17 protein-coding genes and 1 pseudogene are annotated in these 16,110 nt (G+C 71.9%); 7 read left to right on the forward strand and 11 right to left on the reverse strand.

Annotated elements, in window-relative coordinates; all coding sequences use genetic code 11:
• Nucleotides 1–41: 41 nt before the first annotated feature.
• The 4 genes from ACIA8R_RS22165 to nucS all read right to left on the reverse strand — a co-directional run bounded on the left by ACIA8R_RS22165 (nt 42) and on the right by nucS (nt 4,176).
• The gene (locus ACIA8R_RS22165; protein ID WP_397040090.1) at nt 42–1,514 is read right to left on the reverse strand and encodes an aldehyde dehydrogenase family protein; all 1,473 of its coding nucleotides are present in this window, start codon (nt 1,512–1,514) and stop codon (nt 42–44) included.
• A 32-nt stretch (nt 1,515–1,546) separates the two neighbouring features.
• Complete coding sequence (locus ACIA8R_RS22170) at nt 1,547–2,104, reverse strand: GNAT family N-acetyltransferase (RefSeq protein WP_397040092.1); 558 nt, start codon at nt 2,102–2,104, stop codon at nt 1,547–1,549.
• 2 nt (nt 2,105–2,106) lie between these two features.
• Complete coding sequence (locus tag ACIA8R_RS22175) at nt 2,107–3,408, reverse strand: carotenoid oxygenase family protein (RefSeq protein WP_357695126.1); 1,302 nt, start codon at nt 3,406–3,408, stop codon at nt 2,107–2,109.
• A 105-nt stretch (nt 3,409–3,513) separates the two neighbouring features.
• Complete coding sequence (nucS, locus tag ACIA8R_RS22180; RefSeq protein ID WP_357695128.1) at nt 3,514–4,176, reverse strand: endonuclease NucS; 663 nt, start codon at nt 4,174–4,176, stop codon at nt 3,514–3,516.
• A 36-nt stretch (nt 4,177–4,212) separates the two neighbouring features.
• Here nucS and ACIA8R_RS22185 point away from each other — a divergent pair, with 36 nt between their 5' ends.
• From ACIA8R_RS22185 to ACIA8R_RS22195, 3 genes are read left to right on the forward strand one after another with little or no spacing between them, the layout of a single operon-like run.
• Nucleotides 4,213–5,661, forward strand: coding sequence for a 3-hydroxyacyl-CoA dehydrogenase family protein (locus tag ACIA8R_RS22185; protein WP_397040095.1), 1,449 nt, complete (start codon nt 4,213–4,215; stop codon nt 5,659–5,661).
• Nucleotides 5,658–5,948, forward strand: a complete 291-nt coding sequence (locus ACIA8R_RS22190; protein ID WP_364088995.1) for an ATP/GTP-binding protein — start codon at nt 5,658–5,660, stop codon at nt 5,946–5,948. The genes ACIA8R_RS22185 and ACIA8R_RS22190 overlap by 4 nt, the downstream gene beginning before the upstream one ends.
• Before the next feature lie 10 nt (nt 5,949–5,958).
• The gene (locus tag ACIA8R_RS22195; RefSeq protein WP_357695134.1) at nt 5,959–6,663 is read left to right on the forward strand and encodes an alpha/beta fold hydrolase; all 705 of its coding nucleotides are present in this window, start codon (nt 5,959–5,961) and stop codon (nt 6,661–6,663) included.
• On the opposite strand, the gene ACIA8R_RS22200 is transcribed toward ACIA8R_RS22195, so the two are convergent.
• Entirely contained in the window at nt 6,626–7,747 is a 1,122-nt protein-coding gene (locus ACIA8R_RS22200) for a sensor histidine kinase (protein WP_397040097.1), read from the reverse strand. The genes ACIA8R_RS22195 and ACIA8R_RS22200 overlap by 38 nt on opposite strands.
• A 44-nt stretch (nt 7,748–7,791) precedes the next feature.
• Nucleotides 7,792–8,442: pseudogene (locus ACIA8R_RS22205) on the reverse strand (response regulator transcription factor); the annotation flags it as partial.
• Nucleotides 8,443–8,554: 112 nt separating this feature from the next.
• Here ACIA8R_RS22205 and ACIA8R_RS22210 point away from each other — a divergent pair.
• The 3 genes from ACIA8R_RS22210 (at nt 8,555) to ACIA8R_RS22220 (ending at nt 10,623) form a co-directional block, all read left to right on the forward strand.
• Nucleotides 8,555–8,902: a hypothetical protein gene (locus tag ACIA8R_RS22210; RefSeq protein WP_397040099.1), complete on the forward strand. Its 348-nt coding sequence runs from the start codon at nt 8,555–8,557 to the stop codon at nt 8,900–8,902.
• A 75-nt stretch (nt 8,903–8,977) separates the two neighbouring features.
• Nucleotides 8,978–9,739, forward strand: a complete 762-nt coding sequence (locus ACIA8R_RS22215) for an SDR family NAD(P)-dependent oxidoreductase (protein ID WP_397040101.1) — start codon at nt 8,978–8,980, stop codon at nt 9,737–9,739.
• Between the two features lie 131 nt (nt 9,740–9,870).
• Nucleotides 9,871–10,623 (forward strand): alpha/beta fold hydrolase, encoded by a 753-nt coding sequence (locus ACIA8R_RS22220; RefSeq protein WP_364088982.1) that lies wholly within the window; start codon nt 9,871–9,873, stop codon nt 10,621–10,623.
• Here ACIA8R_RS22220 and ACIA8R_RS22225 read toward each other — a convergent pair.
• The 3 genes from ACIA8R_RS22225 to mce all read right to left on the reverse strand — a co-directional run bounded on the left by ACIA8R_RS22225 (nt 10,583) and on the right by mce (nt 13,752).
• Nucleotides 10,583–11,704, reverse strand: a complete 1,122-nt coding sequence (locus ACIA8R_RS22225) for an AI-2E family transporter (protein ID WP_357695144.1) — start codon at nt 11,702–11,704, stop codon at nt 10,583–10,585. The two genes, ACIA8R_RS22220 and ACIA8R_RS22225, sit on opposite strands and share 41 nt — an antisense overlap.
• Before the next feature lie 144 nt (nt 11,705–11,848).
• On the reverse strand, nt 11,849–13,138 hold the full coding sequence (locus ACIA8R_RS22230) for a DivIVA domain-containing protein (RefSeq protein WP_357695146.1): 1,290 nt from the start codon (nt 13,136–13,138) through the stop codon (nt 11,849–11,851).
• A gap of 191 nt (nt 13,139–13,329) precedes the next feature.
• Nucleotides 13,330–13,752, reverse strand: coding sequence for a methylmalonyl-CoA epimerase (mce, locus tag ACIA8R_RS22235; RefSeq protein WP_357695148.1), 423 nt, complete (start codon nt 13,750–13,752; stop codon nt 13,330–13,332).
• 86 nt (nt 13,753–13,838) lie between these two features.
• On the opposite strand from mce, the gene ACIA8R_RS22240 reads away from it, so the two are divergent.
• Entirely contained in the window at nt 13,839–15,020 is a 1,182-nt protein-coding gene (locus ACIA8R_RS22240; RefSeq protein WP_397040104.1) for an acetyl-CoA C-acetyltransferase, read from the forward strand.
• A 114-nt stretch (nt 15,021–15,134) separates the two neighbouring features.
• Here ACIA8R_RS22240 and ACIA8R_RS22245 read toward each other — a convergent pair whose 3' ends face one another.
• Nucleotides 15,135–15,422, reverse strand: coding sequence for a hypothetical protein (locus ACIA8R_RS22245; protein ID WP_364088974.1), 288 nt, complete (start codon nt 15,420–15,422; stop codon nt 15,135–15,137).
• Nucleotides 15,415–16,023 (reverse strand): RNA polymerase sigma factor, encoded by a 609-nt coding sequence (locus tag ACIA8R_RS22250; RefSeq protein ID WP_397040106.1) that lies wholly within the window; start codon nt 16,021–16,023, stop codon nt 15,415–15,417. Before ACIA8R_RS22250 ends, ACIA8R_RS22245 begins: the two co-directional genes overlap by 8 nt.
• Nucleotides 16,024–16,110 lie beyond the last annotated feature (87 nt).

Below are 16,110 nucleotides of genomic sequence, written 5' to 3' on the forward strand. Positions count from 1 at the left end.
AATTATGGACGGATGATCGGATTTGGGAAAGAGCGCGATGATTATCTTTTACGTCGCCCGTGCAAGAACGTGACAAGCCTGATCAGTCGCTCAAGCTCATCCGGCCCCCTCCTGAACGAGGTCAGGTTCATGCCGGGCAGGGCGAAGCGCTGGCGGGAGACCGCTTTTGGCCTGGTGAACTCACGTAGGCCGTCGGCGCCGTGGATGCGGCCGAACCCCGAGTCGCCGATTCCGCCGAACGGCAGCGCGGGCACCCCGGCGAAGGAGATCACCGAGTTGACGGCGGTCATCCCGGTACGCATCGCGCGCGCGAGCTGCGTCGCCCGGCGGGCGTTCCGCGAGAAGATCGTGCCCGCCAGTCCGTACGCCGAGGCGTTGGCCAGCTCCAGCGCCTCCTGCACGTCGCGGGTGCGCCGGACGGTGATCGTCGGCCCGAACGTCTCCTCCCGCACGGCCGGCGAGTCCTCCGGCACGTCCGCCACGATCACGGGGTCCACGAACGGCGCCCGTACGGAGTCGGGGCCGCCTGTCACTACTTTTCCGGACTTGGTGGCGTCGTCGATGTGCCGCCTGATGATGTCGAGCTGGGCGGGCATGGTGATCGGGCCGTAGTCCTGGCCTGCCTTGACCTTGGCGGCCCGCTCCGACAGCTCCCGCATGAACGGCTCGTACACCGCGTCCACCACGTAGACCCGCTCGACGCCCGCGCAGGTCTGGCCCGCGTTCGACATCGCGCCCCACAGGCAGGCGTCGGCCGCGGCGGGCAGGTCGGCGTCGGCGTCCACGATGAAGGCGTCCTTGCCGCCGCACTCGGCCACGATGGGCGTGAGGTTCTCCGCGCACGCCGCCATGACCCGCTTGGCGGTGGCGGTGGAACCGGTGAAGGCCACCTTCCGCACCCGGGGGTCGGCGGCCAGCGCCGCGCCGGTCTCGCCGAGCCCGGTCACCGTCTGCAGCACCGGCTGCTCGGGCACCGACTCGGCGAACAGCTCCGCCAGACGCACGCCGACCCCGGGGGTGAGCTCGCTGGGCTTGAACACGACGGCGTTGCCGGCCGCCAGCGCGTACGCGATGGAGCCCATCGGGGTGAACACCGGGTAGTTCCACGGGCCGATCACGCCGACCACGCCGAGCGGCAGGTATTCGAGCGTGGCGGCCAGGTTGAGCCCGAGCATGCCGGTGGCCACGCGGTGGCGGCCCAGCACCTTGGCGGCGTTGCGGGCCGCCCAGTCGAGGTGCGTGACGGCCAGCACGATCTCCAGCGTGGCGTCGCCGACGGGCTTGCCGGTCTCCTCGTGCACGAGCGCGGCCAGCTCCCGCAGACGCCGCGTGATGACCGCCTTGTAGTCGAGCAGGCGGCGTCTGCGCTCCTCCGGAGGCAGGGCCGCCCACCACTCCGCAGCTGCCCCGGCCCTGGCCACCGCCTCGTGCACGGCCTGGGCGTCGTGTTTCGGGTGACTGCCGACGACCTCGCCGGTAGCCGGGTTCAGTGAGTCGAACGTCAGCGTGGACATGGCGTCACGATAAACCGGTAAGCCGTCGCTTACTAGCTCTGGGGTGGGCGCAGCATCCCCCAGACCGGCGGCCCGTCCGGCAGCGTGAACCGCTCGGTGACCACGAACCCGAACCGCTCGTAGAAGGGCACGTTGGACTCCTTGCTGCTCTCCAGGTAGACCGGCAGGCCGCCGAACCTGGCCAGGCCCGCGCGCATCAGCGCGCCGCCGACCCCGGTGCCCTGGAGCTCGGGCACCGTGCCGAGCTGGGCCAGGTACCAGTAGGGGCCGGCGGGCTTGTGCCGGGCGAACTCCGCCTCCAGCAGCAGGCCCTGGTGCACCCGGTCGCCCATGGCCTCGACCAGGCCGGGAATCGCCGCCTCGTCGTCGGGCCGGTGGCCCGGCGGGTCCCACAGCGCGACCCCCGCCACGGCGCCGCCCCCGCTGGGCGCCGTCTCGGTGATCGCGTGCGTGTGCCGGGCCAGCGTGGCGAACATCCCCGCCGCGCCGCGGTTGCCGGGCAGCAGCCACCCGATCACCGGATCGTCGTGGAAGGCCCTGGCCAGCGCCTGGCCCGCGGCGTCGAAGTCGTCCGACTCCCTGACGTCCACCGTCACCCCTCCGCGAACCATGAGCCGTGGAAGCCGGCCGGTACCCGCCTGGGCAGCCGCACCGACGCGACGTCGGACAGATCGCTCGCGTCCAGCACCACCAGCTCGGACGACTCCCCGGAGGTGACGATCGACAGCAGCCACCCCTCGTCCTCGCCCTTGGCGCCCTCGGCCGGCACGAAGACGGCCTCGCCGGTGCTGCCGCCGGTCCTCCTGACCTGGGTGGAGCCGTCGCGCTGGTCGTACTTGACGACGGCCTCGGCGCTCACCGTGTAGAGGTAGCGGCTGGGCCGTCCGAGCAGGTCCTCGTTGAACGTGGGGAACTCCACGCCGCGGTCGTCCAGCGCCTCCTCCTTGGCCGTGCCGTCGGCCGGGTCGAGGATCCAGCGGTGCAGGGCGGCGGCGCCGGCGGCCCCCGCGTGCCTGGCGGGGTCCGCCGCGCCGCCGATCTGGTCCCAGACCGTGGACCAGGCTTCGGGGGAGTAGCGGGCGGCGTTCAGGACGACACGTCCCCGCTCGTCCTCCCAGGCGTTGCCGACGTGGAACACGTAGCAGGGGTCGACGTCGAACCAGCGCGTCGGGCCGCCCGTCCGGGGGGTGACGCCGATCCTGGCGCCGTAGCCGTCCTCCCAGGCGTACGGCATGCCCTGGCGGTTGAGGTCGAACACCACGGGCAGGTCGAGCCAGACCAGGTGGTGCTCGGTGACGGCGAAGTCGTGCATCATCGTCGGCCCCGGCACCTCGATCTCCCTGCTCTCCACCAGCTCGCCGGCGGCCGAGAGCCGGTGGTAGGTGAGGAACGGCGGGAAGTACCCGTAGCCGAAGAAGTGCAGCTCACCGGTGAGCGGGTCCTGCTTGGGGTGGGCGGTCATCGCGGTGGTCAGCCGTCCGCCGAAGTCGCACGGGCCCACGGTGGCCAGCTCGGGCGTCACCTCGTGCGGCAGGCCGTTCTCCACCAGCGCCAGGATGCGCCCGGCGTGCCGGACGACGTGCGTGTTGGCCGTCACGGCGGCCCGATCGACCCCGGCGTCGGAGACGAACGGCGCGTCGTCGGTGAACTTGCTGGTCCGCACCCACCGGTTGCGGTACCACTCGGCCCGCCCGTCCCGCAGCCGGACGCCGTGCAGCATGCCGTGCCCGGCGAACCAGTGACCGGGGTCCTCGCCCGGCCGGGGGTTGGGCCCGTTGCGGAAGTAGCGCCCGGTCAGCTCGCCGGGGAGCACACCCGTGACCTCAAGGTCACGCGCCTCGATCTCGTCGGGCACGGGCGCCAGATCGCCGCTGAGGTACGAAGGAACGCTCATGAACACTCCAATCTCGATAGGTCGAAACTAGAATGTCCATGAGCGACCTGTCAACACAGGAATGTCAGGCCATGAGAAATCCCGGCCCGTTCGGGGCCGGGAGGGTCAGAAGAGGGTCGGGTTCTCCGGCTCGATGCCGCGCAGGGCGTCGTAGTCGAGGGTGACGCAGTCGATGCCCCGGTCGGTGGCGAGCACCCGCGCCTGCGGCTTGATCTCCTGCGCCGCGAACACCCCGCGCACCGGCGCGATCAGCGGGTCGCGGTTGAGCAGGTCCAGGTAGCGGGTGAGCTGCTCGACGCCGTCGATCTCGCCGCGCCGCTTGATCTCGATCGCCACCGTCGCGCCCAGCGCGTCACGGCAGAGGATGTCGACCGGGCCGATGGCCGTCATGTACTCGCGGCGGATCAGCGAGTAGCCCTCGCCCAGGGTCGTGATGTGCTCGGCCAGCAGCTCCTGGAGGTGGGCCTCCACGCCGTCCTTGATCAGGCCGGGGTCGACGCCCAGCTCGTGGCTGGAGTCGTGGATGATCTCCTCCATCGTCAGGACCAGCTTCTCGCCGGTCTTGCCGTGGGTGACCGTCCAGGTGCCGCCGTCCTCCTTGAGCTTGCACGGCGGGTTCATCCAGTTGAGCGGTTTGAAGGCGCGGTCGTCGGCGTGGATGCTGACGCTCCCGTCCGCCTTGATGAGGACGAGCCTAGGCGCCATCGGCAGATGTGCCGTGAGCCGTCCGATGTAATCCACGCTGCATCGCGCGATGACCAGCCGCATGACGTCCCACCTTAGCGGCTCTGGAAAACTGGTCGCATGGCGTTTGAAACGGTGGGAGTTGTCGGGCTCGGCACGATGGGTGCCGGGATCGCCGAGGTCTTCGCGCGCGCCGGGCTGCGGGTGATCGGCGTCGAGGCCGACGTCGAGGCGCTGGCCCGAGGGCGCGGGCACGTCGAGCGCTCCACGGCCAGGGCGGCCGACCGGGGCAAGCTGACGGCCGAGCAGCGGGCCGCGATCCTGGGCCGCATCACGCTGACCACCTCGCGCGAGGACCTGCGCGAGGTCGACCTCGTGATCGAGGCGATCCCCGAGGTGCTCGACCACAAGATCTCGCTGTTCCAGGACCTCGACCGCATCTGCAAGCCCGAGACCGTCCTGGCCACCAACACCTCCTCGCTGCCGGTCACCGCCGTCGCCGCCGCCACCGGCCGGCCCGAGCGGGTCGTCGGCATGCATTTCTTCAACCCGGCGCCGGTCATGCGGCTGGTCGAGGTGGTGGGCACGGTGGTGACCGCGCCCGGGGTGGTCTCCGAGGTCTGCGAGCTGGCCGGGCGGCTGGGCAAGACGGCCGTCCCGGCGGGCGACCGGGCCGGGTTCGTGGTCAACCGGCTGCTCCTGCCCTACCTCAACCACGCCGCCGTCCTGCTGGAGCTGGGCATCGCCACGCGCGACGGCATCGACGACGCCATGCGGCTGGGCGTGGGGCTGCCGATGGGGCCGTTCGCGCTGCTCGACCTGATCGGGCTCGACACCGCGTACGAGGTGATGGAGGTGCTGTTCGACGAGACGCGCGACCGCCGGCACGCGCCCTCGCCGCTGCTGCGCGAGCTGGTCACCGCCGGGCTGCTCGGCCGCAAGACCGGCCACGGCTTCTACGGGCCGCAGGAGCCGCCCAAAGAGCCGGAGAAGTCGACGGTCATCACCTTCGGGATCGACGGGCCCGACGTCCACGGGCTCGGCGAGCGGCTGCGGGCGTCCGGATTCCGCCCGTCCGATTCGCCGGACACCGTGCTGCGGTGCACCGATCGTCCCGTGATCGAGTACGCCGCACGCCTGTCCGACCCCACCAGGATGGTCGGCGTGCACGTCGTCGGCGACAAGGTGGCCGAGCTGGCCGGCACCGCGCTCACCTCGCCCGCGGCCGCCAAGGCGGCGCGCGACCTGATGCGGGTGGCCGGTCTGGTACCCGTCTCGTGCAAGGACCGGGCCGGGTTCGTGGCCGACGCCCTGCTCTTCCCCTACCTCAACGACGCCGTCCGCATGTACGACGCCGGCTACGCCTCCATCGCCGACATCGACGCCGCCATGCGGCTGGGCTGCGGCTACCCGGCCGGCCCGTTCGAGATACTGGGCTACCTCGGCCTGGCCAGGGTCCGCGACGGCCTCAGGGCCCTCTACGCCGAATACCGCGAGCCCGCCTTCGCCCCCGCCCCCCTGCTCGACCAGCTCGTCACGGCCGGTGTGAGCGAGTTCCCCCGCTCATGAGCCCCCGCCGCGCCCGCCGGCGGGACGACTCCCGCCCTCTCGGCCTTCCCACCGGCAACGACAAGGTGGAGGAATGGCCGGACGGCGACTGGAAGGTGCGCATGCTCACGGGCGCGTCCTCGACCAAGACCTACCGCTGCCCCGGCTGCGACCAGGAGATCCTGGGCGGCAGGCCGCACCTGGTCGCCTGGCCCGACTGGCCGGGCGGCGACGAGGAGCGCCGCCACTGGCACCCGACCTGCTGGCGCAAGAGACTCGACCGCGGCCCCGGCCGCAGCCGCTACTAGGAGGACCCCCGTGGAGATTCGCGCGGCCACCGTGCTGCCCGCCCGACGTGAACCGATCGAGCTGCAGACGGGCGACGGCCTGACCCTGGTCGGCGAGCTGGCCCAGCCCCTCGACCGGCCGCCCGTGGCCACCCTGGTCACCCTGCACCCGCTGCCCACCCATGGCGGGTTCATGGACAGCCACGTCTACAAGAAGGCCGCCAACCGGCTGCCCGCGCTCGCCGACCTCGCCGTGCTGCGCTTCAACACGCGCGGCACCGGCTCCGAGCGCGGCACCTCCGGCGGCACGTTCGACGGCGGCGAGGGCGAGCGGTTCGACGTGGCGGCGGCGCTGGAGTACGCCGAGTTCCACGACCTGCCGCGGGTGTGGGTGGTGGGCTGGTCCTTCGGCACCGAGCTGACCCTGAAGTGGGCGCACGACCCTCTCGTCGAGGGTGCGATCCTGCTCTCCCCCCCGCTCCACAGGGCCACCGACGACGACCTCGACGCGTGGGCCGGGTTCGGGCGGCCGCTGGTGGCGCTGGTGCCCGAGTTCGACGACTACCTGCGTCCCGAGGAGGCCCGGCGGCGGTTCGCCAGGGTGCCGCAGGCCGAGGTCATCGGCGTGGACGGCGCCAAGCACCTGTGGGTGGGCGAGCCCTACGTCCGGATCGTCCTGAACGAGATCGTCCGGCGGGTCAATCCGGAGGCGTACCCGCTGCCGACGGACATCTGACGGTCACCTCCAGCCCGCCCTCCGGCCGCGCGACCACCTCCAGCGTCCCGTGGTGGGCCCGGACGACGGCGGCGACGATCGACAGCCCCAGCCCCAACCCGTCGCCGACCGCCCTGCGGCCGCTCTCCAGCCGCTGGAAAGGCTGGAGCAGCGTCGCGACCCGGTCGGGCGGGATCACCGGGCCGCTGTTGGCGACGGTGAGCGTGGCCAGGCCCGCCCGCACGTCCGTGGCCACCGAGATCCACCCGTCCGGTATGTTGTGCCGCGCCGCGTTGTCCAGCAGGTTCGCGACCAGGCGTTCGAGCAGGGCGGGGTCACCGGAGGCGGGCGCGGGCCGCAGCGCCGCCTCGACGCGGAGCGACGGGCCCGGCCGCCGGTCGAGCACCTGCCCGGCGACGGCGGCCAGGTCGAGCGGCTCCCGGTGGTCCAGGCCCTGCTCGCTCCTGGCCAGGACGAGCAGCGCCTCGATGAGCCGTTCCTGATGCCGGCCGGCCGCCAGCAGGCGGTCAAGGACGTGGCGCAGCGCCGCGGCGTCGGCGTCCGGGTCGGCCAGCGCGACCTCGGCCATGGCGCGCTGGAGGGTCAGCGGTGTGCGCAACTCGTGGGAGGCGTTGGCCACGAACCGCCGCTGCGCGGTGAAGGCGGCCTCCAGCCGATCCAGCAGGTCGTCGAAGGTGTCGGCCAGCTTCTTCAGCTCGTCGTCCGGGCCGGACGCGGCCAGCCGTCTGTCCAGCCGGTCGGCCGTGATGCGCCGGACGGTCGCCGTCATGTCGTGCAGCGGCCGCAGCACCCGTCCGGCCGTCAGCCATCCCAGCAACATCGACGCGAACGCCATGACCACGAGGGCGATCACCGAGTTGACCAGCAGCCTGCGCAGCCCGGCCGCCTGCTGCTCGGCCAGGTACGCCAGGTCCACCCGCGGCTCCGGCACGGCCGGCCCCCCTGGCAGGACGGGAGCGGTCGGCGCGCCGGGGAACGGCGAGTGCGCGACCAGCAGGTAGATCAGGGTGACCAGCAGCATGCCGGCGGCCAGGAACAGGCCGCTGTAGAGCAGCGTCAGCCGCAGCCGTACGGTCCGTCGCACGCCGGGGCACCTCCGCCCGTGTCCGAACCGGCTCCGGGACCGGCCATCCGGTAGCCGGCCTGCGGGACGGTCTCGATCAGCGGCGGGTCGCCGAGCTTGCGGCGCAACCGGCTGACCGTCACCTTCACGGTCTGCGTGAACGGGTCGGCGAACTCGTCCCACCCGCGTTCGAGCAGCTGCTCGGCCGAGACCACCGCGCCGCCGGCCGACAGCAGCAGCTCCAGCACCGCGAACTCCTTCGGGCTGAGCGCCAGCCGGCGCCCGTCGCGGGTGGCGACCCGCGTGGACGGGTCCAGCCGCAGCCCGTCATGGACCAGCACCGGCGGCAGCGCTGGACGCGCCCGCCTGGCCAGCGCCCTGATCCTGGCCACCAGCTCGGCGAAGGCGAACGGCTTGGGCAGGTAGTCGTCGGCCCCGATGCCCAGCCCGCTCACCCGGTCGTCGATGGTCCCGGCGGCGGTGAGCATCAGCACGCGCGCCGGACGGCCGTCGGCGGTCAGGCTCCGGCACACGTCGTCGCCGTGCAGGCCGGGCAGGTCGCGGTCGAGCACGACCACGTCGTAGTCGTTGACGGAGGCGCGGTCCAGCCCGGTGTGCCCGTCCAGCGCCACGTCGACGGCCATGCCCTCGCGGCGCAGGCCGGCGGCCACGGTGTGGGCGAGCTCCTCGTGGTCTTCGACGATCAGCACCCTCATGGTCGCCCCAGCATGCCCAGAGCGGGGTTACAGCGGGGTAACCGCCGTCGTTCCCGGGTGGTAACCGGGGGCGGGGTTCGCTGTGAGCATCGGACGAAACGGAGGAGTCACCATGAAGGGTTCGACTGTCGGGCGAGTGGTCCTGGCCGCGCTGGTCTTCGCCGCCGTCGCGGGCGGCGCGGCGGCCTCGTACGGGGAGGCCGGGCCGGACGACGGCGGGAAGGCGTTCACGTCGTGCGTGCGCGCGCACGGGCTGCCGGACTTCCCCGGGGTCACCGTCTCGGAAGACGGCCTGGTCAATCTCAGCATCGACGGCGAGCGGGTGGACGCGCTGTCGGAGAAGTACGGGGCGGCGGTCAAGGCGTGCGAGTCGCTGCTGCCGGAAGGGGCGGGGCTGCCGGGCAAGCCGCAGGCTCCCGCCGCGCCGGAAGCGCCGCGATTGCCGGTGGGTCCGTCCTGATTCGGGGTGGGACGGGCATGGCGCGGGCGGGCGAAGATTTGTAGAATCTTGTTCGGTTCCGAGCGAGGAGGCACTGTGGGCGCGTTCGACCTGTCCGGCAGGACGGCTCTGGTCACCGGGGCGTCGAAGGGCATCGGACGGGCCATCGCGCTCGCCTACGCCGCGGCGGGCGCCGACGTCGCCCTGGTCTCCAGGTCGGCCGAGACGCTGGCCGAGGTCGGCAAGGAGGTCGAGGCGCTCGGCAGGCGGGCCGTCGTGATCGCCGCCGACCTCACCGACCGCGAAGCCGCCGCCGCGGCCGTCGCCGCCTCGATCGACGGGCTCGGGCACCTCGACGTCGTCGTCAACAACGCCGGCGGCTCGAACTTCCTGGTCGAGTTCAAGGACCTGCGCCTGTCCGGCTGGGACAAGCTGATGCGGCTCAATCTGGACTCCGCCATGGCCGTCTGCCACGCCGTCGCGCCCCATCTGCTGGGCCGCGGCTCCGGCTCGGTGATCAACGTGGCGTCGGTGGCGGCGCGCGGCGCCCCGCTGCTCGCCCCGTACGCCGCCGCCAAGGCCGGGCTGGTTGCCCTGACCAAGACGCTGGCGGCCGAGTGGGCGTCGGCCGGCGTACGCGTCAACGCCCTGTGCCCCGGCTGGACGGCCACCGACCTCAACCGCAACCTGTGGGAGGACGAGGCCGCGAGCGCCGCCACGATCGCCGGCGTGCCCATGCGGCGGTGGGGGACGCCGGAGGAGATGGCCCAGCCGGCCGTGTTCCTCGCCGGGGAGGCGTCGGCGTACATGACGGGCCAGGTGCTGTTCGTGGACGGCGGGGCCACCGCGATCGGCTGAGCCCTCTCGGACGCCGGGCGGGCTTATCGCGGTATACCGGCATACGTCAATAAGTGAATGTCAACGTGAACCGGGCTACCGTGTGGTCCGTGCAGCTCTACACGAGATCGGCCGGGAGCGGACTCCCGGTTGTGCTGCTTCACGCGTTCCCGCTGTCGTCGGCGATGTGGCTGGCCCAACGCGAGGGGCTGTCGAAGGTCTGCCGGGTCGTCACCCCCGACCTGCGCGGTTTCGGCGGCTCCCGGCTGGGCGACGACGAGCCCTCCCTCGACCTGATGGCCGACGACGTCGTCAGGCTGCTCGACGAGGAAGGCATCGATCGGGCGGTGGTCGGCGGGTTGTCGATGGGCGGCTACGTGACCATGGCGCTCTGCCGGCGGCATCCCGACCGGGTGCTCGGCGTGATCCTGGCCGACACCAAGGCCAGCCCCGACCCGCCCGCGGCCAGGGAGAACCGGGAGCGCATCGCGCAGGCCGTGCTGGCCGAGGGGAGCGAGGTGCTGGTCGGCGAGGTGCTGCCGGCGCTCATCGGTCCCACGACCAAGGAACGCAGGGCCATGGTCTTCGGCCGGGTCAAGGGCCTGGTGCAGTCGGCCCCGCCGGGAGCCGTGGCCTGGGCGCAACGGGCCATGGCCGCCCGTCCCGACTCCTTCGGCACGCTGAGCGAGCTGAAGGTGCCCCTGCTGATCGTCGTGGGGGAGGAGGACGAGCTGTCGCCGCCCGCCGACGCCGAGGCCATGGCACGGGCCGCGCCCGAGGGCAGGCTGGAGGTCATCCCCAAGGCCGGTCACCTGAGCGCGGTCGAGCAGCCGGAGGCGTTCAACGCGGCGGTGACCGAGTTCCTCAGGACCGAGCTTGGCGGGGCAGCACGATCTCCCGGATGATCAGCGCGATGGCGGCGGCCACCGGGATCGCCAGCAACGCTCCGACGATGCCGAGCAGGGCGCCGCCGAACAGCGCGGCGATCACCGTTACGGCGGGCGTCACGTCCACCGAGCGTTTCATCACCCTGGGGTAGATGAAGTAGTTCTCGATCTGCTGGTAGACCACGAAGAAGATCGCGCAGGCGATGCCGGCGGGCAGCGACTGCAACAACGCGACCCCGGTGACGAGCACCGCGCCGATCGTGGCGCCCACCAGCGGGATCAGGTCGGTCAGCGCCACGACGAGGGCGAGCGCGAGCGCGTACTGCACCCCGGCGATCGACAGGAAGATCCACGTCAGCACGCCCGCGATGACCGAGATGAGGACGTTGCCCGCGACGTAGCCGCCGATGCCGGTGAGGATCTGCTCGGTGATGGCCGACGTGCGCGGCCGGCGCGAGGCCGGGACGAGCTTGAGCAGGTACTCCTTGATCGTGTGCAGCGAGCCGAGGAAGTACAGCATGAGCACCAGCAGCGTCACCGTGGTGAACACGCCGTTGAGCACCACCAGCCCCGCGCCCATGATGCCGCTGGCCAGCGCGGGCCCGAGCGTGCTGGTCACGAACTGGCGCACCTGCGCAAGCACGTGATACTCGGCCTCGATCTGGCGGACCGTCGGGTGGTTGCTCAGGTCGGTGATGTAACCGGGCACGGCCGCGATGAACTCCGACAACTGCTGGCTGACCGGCGGCACGATGGCCAGGCCGAACAGCGTGAACGCCACGATCACCCCGGTGAACACGATCGAGATCGCCAGCCGCCTGGCCAGCCCGCGCCGCTGTAGCGCCTCGACCGCCGGGTTGAGGCCCACGGCCAGGAACATCGCGACGACAATGAGGATGATCGTGCTGAGCGACTTCTCGATCATCTGCGCGAGCGCGATGGCCGTCAGCACGCCCAGCCCGCCCACCAGCCCGAACAGGAACGGCCCGCGGGCGAACGGCTTGCCCGGCAGCCCGTACGGCGCCTGCTCCTCGGACGGCCCGGCCTCCTGGGGCGCCTTGGCCTCCTCGGCGGTCCTGGGCTCGGTTTCTGCGGACACGGAGGGCTCCTAGGCTCCTAGGGGGACGGGGGGTGTCGGTGGAACGCTTGTCGTGAAACAGAAAGAGAGCCTAGCGACCCAAGGTCACCAGGCTCTCTTCCAGCCGTGTACAGCCCCCGTGTGCGGTCTCCGTCTAGCCCGCCGTCACTCCTGCCACCACTCCGCGTCGTCCTCGCTCCTGGCCTCGACCTTGGGAGCGGGGGTCGTGGGCGGCGCGGCCGGCTCGGCGGCCGGGGCCGCGATGGCCGGCTTGGCCGGGGCCGCGGCGACCGCGGGCTCCGGCTCCAGGCCCGGCAGGGCGGCGCCGCCGAGGAGCTGGCGCAGCTGGGCCAGGTGGCTGGTGATGCTGTCGCGCTGCCTGGTCAGCTCGTCGACCTGGCGCTGCATCGTCGTACGGGTGCGCTCGGCGTCGTTCTTCGCCTCGGTGACGATCGTCTCGGCGCTGGACTTGGCCTCCGCCATGACCGTCTCGGAGCTCTTGCGGGCGTTCGCGACGAGCTGCTTGGCGTGCAGGTCGGCCTCGCGGCGCGTCTGCTCGGCCTGCTGGGTGGCCTTCGTGGCGCGCGACTCGGCCGTGGCGGCCCGCTGCTCGGCCTCGGCGACCATCTTCTGCGTGTTGGCCTGGGCGGTGGCGTGGCGCTCGGCCTCCTGGCGCTCGGCCTCCTCCCGGCGGGAGGCGAGCTGGATCTCGAACTCGGCCTCGTCCTGGGCCCGCTTGGCCTCCGACTCTTCCAGCACCCGCTGAGCCTGCGCGCGCATCTCGTCGGCCTGCCGCTTGGCGGTGGTCAGCACCTCGTCGCGCTCACGCTTGGTCGAGGCGCGCAGCTGCGCCACCTCGCGCTCGGTGGTGGTGCGGAGCTTGGCGATCTCGCGCTCGGCGTCGGCCCGCTTCTCGGCCACCTCGTGGTCGGCGGTGGCCCGCAGCTTGGCGGCCTCGCGCTCGGTGGTGTTGGTCAGCTCGTCGGCCTCGCGGCGGGCGGTGGAGCGGATCTCCTCGGCGTCCCGCTCGGCGGTGGAGCGCATGTCGTCGCTCTCCCGCGTGGCCTGGGCCCGCTTCTCGGCGGCCTCGGCCTCGGCGGCTGCCCGCAGGTCGGCCGCCTCGACCTTGGCGGCGGCCTTGATCTCGTTGGCCTCGGTCCGGGCGGCCTGCACGAGCTCGGTGGCCTGCTCCTCGGCCAGGCGCAGCAACTGCTCGATGCGGGCGCCGAGACCGGAGTACGTCGGACGCTCCTGCTCCTGCAACTGGCGCTGGGAGTCGGACAGATCCCGCTGCAGGTTGGTGACCTGCTCCCTCGACTGGCGTAGCTCCAGGTCGAGCTGCTTGAGGTGGTCGTGTACCTGGTGCCGGTCGTAGCCCCTGAGCACGACGTCGAACTCGCGTGCCGGGGCGTCCTCGAAGAAGTTGTTGAGCTGGGCGTCGATGTCGGACTGCATGGAGGCTCGATCCTGGGTTGTCGAGACGGCTACACGGGCCGGACGGGGGGTTCGGCGCAGCCGAGCCAGGAGCCTGTGCCTCGCGGCAGGCTCCCTGTCCGGTGGGAAGCCAGCGTACTCCGCTGGTGCCACCTTCGGGCCCCGTCCAGCTTTCTGCGTGACTAGTTACTTATGTACGAAATATCTGTTTGCTAGCGCGAGGCCGCTTGGACCAACTCGGTGAGCATTCCCCCCACATCTTTGGGATGCAAGAACGCGATCTGCGACCCCATGGAACCGTGACGCGGACGTTCGTCGAGCACCCTCACGCCCTTCTCGTTGATCTTAGTCATGGCCTCGGCGACGTCGGAAACCCCAAATGCCACATGGTGGACACCTTCGCCCCGTTTGGCGAGGAATTTTCCTACGGGGGAGTCGTCGGAGAGCGGTTCCAGCAGCTGGATGTAGGAGCCCCCGCCCTCGCCGTCGGCGATGTGCAGCATGGCCTCCTTGACGCCCTGCGCCTCGTTGACCTCGCGTGCCACGACGGTGAGTGCGAACGTCTCCGAGAAGAACGCGATCTTCTCCTCCAGGTCGTGGCAGGCGATCCCGATGTGGTCGATGCGCATGAACATTGTGTGGCCTACCTCCATAGCGGGCGAGCTCCTACTCGTGGGTATGGTGTCAAAGAACCCCTCATGAGCACAGGAGGCCGCCGCCAATGTCCAGTTCCGTCATCGTCGCCGGAGCTCGTACCCCCATCGGCAAGCTGCTCGGCGCCCTGTCCGGGCTGTCCGGCGTGGAGCTGGGCGGTATCGCCATCAAGGCCGCGCTGGAACGTGCCGGAGTGGCCCCCGAGGCCGTCGAGTACGTGATCATGGGCCAGGTGCTCCAGGCGGGCGCCGGCCAGATCCCCTCCCGCCAGGCCGCCGTCAAGGCCGGCATCCCGATGACCGTGCCCTCGCTGACCGTCAACAAGGTCTGCCTGTCGGGCCTCGACGCCATCGCCCTGGCCGACCAGCTCATCCGCGCCGGCGAGTTCGACATCGTGGTCGCGGGCGGCATGGAGTCCATGACCAACGCGCCCCACCTGCTGCCCGGACTGCGCAAGGGCGTCAAGTACGGCGGCTCCGACGTGGTCGACTCGATGGCCCACGACGGACTGTTCTGCGCCTTCGACCAGTGCGCGATGGGGGAGTCGACCGAGCGGTACAACGCCAGGCTCGGCATCGGCCGCGAGGAGCAGGACGCCGTGTCGGCCCGCTCCCACCAACTCGCCGCCGCCGCGACCAAGAACGGCGTCTTCGGGGAGGAGATCGTCCCGGTCGAGATCCCGCAGCGGCGTGGCGAGCCGGTGGTCGTCCTGGAGGACGAGGGCGTACGCGGGGACACCACCGTCGAGACGCTGGCCAAGCTGCGCCCGGCCTTCGCCGCCGACGGCACCATCACCGCCGGGTCGGCCTCGCAGATCTCCGACGGGGCGTGCGCCGTGGTGGTCATGTCGAAGGCCAAGGCGGAGGAGCTGGGGCTGCCGTGGCTGGCGGAGATCGGACGGCACGGCAACGTGGCCGGGCCCGACGCGTCCCTGCAGTCGCAGCCGGCCAACGCCATCAAGCACGCGCTGTCCAAGCAGGGGCTCACCGCCGACGACCTTGACCTGGTCGAGATCAACGAGGCCTTCGCCAGCGTCGTGCTGCAGTCGGCCAAGGAGCTCGGGGTGCCGCTGGACAAGGTGAACGTCAACGGCGGCGGCATCGCGCTGGGGCACCCGGTCGGGGCCTCGGGGGCGCGGATCGTGCTGACGCTGGCGTACGAGCTGAAGCGGCGGGGCGGCGGCCTGGGGGCGGCGGGGCTGTGCGGCGGTGGCGGGCAGGGCGACGCGCTCATCATCCGCGTCCCCTGACCTTCTTCGAGGCCCACCCGTCGCCTGGTCACCGGGTGGGCCTGTCGGGACGGCGCCTGTGGTCCACCCGGTCCGTTGCCTGGTCACCGGGTGCGGCCCCCGACGCCAAGCCGCTCACATCCCCGGATGCCCCTTCCCCGTATGCCGCCCGCCCGCCGGGACCAGCTCGCACACGCCGTCGGTGCAGGTCCGCTGCATGCGTCCCATCGAGACGAGCTGCACCAGCGCCATCACCCAGCACGCCGGGCACCCGCGCAGGGCGATCGCGCCGACGACGGCGAGCACCAGGCTGACGGGGCCGGTCCACGGGATCAGCGCGACCGACGCGATCAGCGCGCCGAAGCCCAGCGCGCCGCGGGCCAGGTGACGGGGCAGTGACGTCCCCGCGGTGGGCTCAGTCATGGAGGGCTCCTTGGGACAGCAGGCCGTGCACGGTCGCACGGGCGCGGTGCAGGCGGGACTTCATCGCGGGCACGCTCAGCCCGAGGGCGTCGGCGACCATGCGGCCGCTGAGCCCCTGGACGTCCCGCATGATGAGCACCCGCCGCTGGTCGGCGGGGAGTGCCGCGATGGCCTCGGCCACCCGCGCGGCCTCCAGCCGTTCGAACATCTCCTCCTCGGCCGACTGTGCGGCGGCCGAGGAGGGCACGGGCGGCCCGGGGCGCAGCATCAGGCGGGCCCGCCTGATGCATTCGTTGCGGATGATCCGGAACATCCACGAGGCCAGCGCTCCGGACGCCCGCAGGGTGCCGATCTTGCGGTACAGGACGATCAGCGCCTCCTGGGCGGCGTCCTCGGCGTCCTCGGGCGTGGCGCACAGCGTGTGGGCGAAGCGCCGCACGTGCGGGTGGGCGCCCGACACCAGCGCGGCGATCGAGTCGGCGTCGCCGGCGCGGGCCGCGTTGATCAGCTGCTCGTCCGACCAGGCGCGCCCGCCGCCGGCCGGCTCCGGTGCCACGGCACCGGAGCCGGCGGACATGCCGAGGCGCTGCGGGTCAGCCACGTTCCTTGCTCCTTCGCCGCAGTACGACCACGCACGTGCAGATCAGTACGGCCGCAGCCCCGGCCGCGATGGCAATCACCATGATGG

This window comes from Nonomuraea sp. NPDC051191, assembly GCF_044455665.1.
Taxonomy (GTDB): domain Bacteria; phylum Actinomycetota; class Actinomycetes; order Streptosporangiales; family Streptosporangiaceae; genus Nonomuraea.

Bases quoted from the DNA above. Each gene is read 5' to 3' on its own strand.
- ACIA8R_RS22165 (WP_397040090.1), bottom strand. From the start codon at position 1,514: ATGTCCACGCTGACGTTCGACTCACTGAACCCGGCTACCGGCGAGGTC.
- ACIA8R_RS22175 (WP_357695126.1), bottom strand. From the start codon at position 3,408: ATGAGCGTTCCTTCGTACCTCAGCGGCGATCTGGCGCCCGTGCCCGAC.
- nucS (WP_357695128.1), bottom strand. From the start codon at position 4,176: ATGCGGCTGGTCATCGCGCGATGCAGCGTGGATTACATCGGACGGCTC.
- ACIA8R_RS22185 (WP_397040095.1), top strand. From the start codon at position 4,213: ATGGCGTTTGAAACGGTGGGAGTTGTCGGGCTCGGCACGATGGGTGCC.
- ACIA8R_RS22190 (WP_364088995.1), top strand. From the start codon at position 5,658: ATGAGCCCCCGCCGCGCCCGCCGGCGGGACGACTCCCGCCCTCTCGGC.
- ACIA8R_RS22210 (WP_397040099.1), top strand. From the start codon at position 8,555: ATGAAGGGTTCGACTGTCGGGCGAGTGGTCCTGGCCGCGCTGGTCTTC.
- ACIA8R_RS22230 (WP_357695146.1), bottom strand. From the start codon at position 13,138: ATGCAGTCCGACATCGACGCCCAGCTCAACAACTTCTTCGAGGACGCC.
- mce (WP_357695148.1), bottom strand. From the start codon at position 13,752: ATGTTCATGCGCATCGACCACATCGGGATCGCCTGCCACGACCTGGAG.
- ACIA8R_RS22240 (WP_397040104.1), top strand. From the start codon at position 13,839: ATGTCCAGTTCCGTCATCGTCGCCGGAGCTCGTACCCCCATCGGCAAG.
- ACIA8R_RS22245 (WP_364088974.1), bottom strand. From the start codon at position 15,422: ATGACTGAGCCCACCGCGGGGACGTCACTGCCCCGTCACCTGGCCCGC.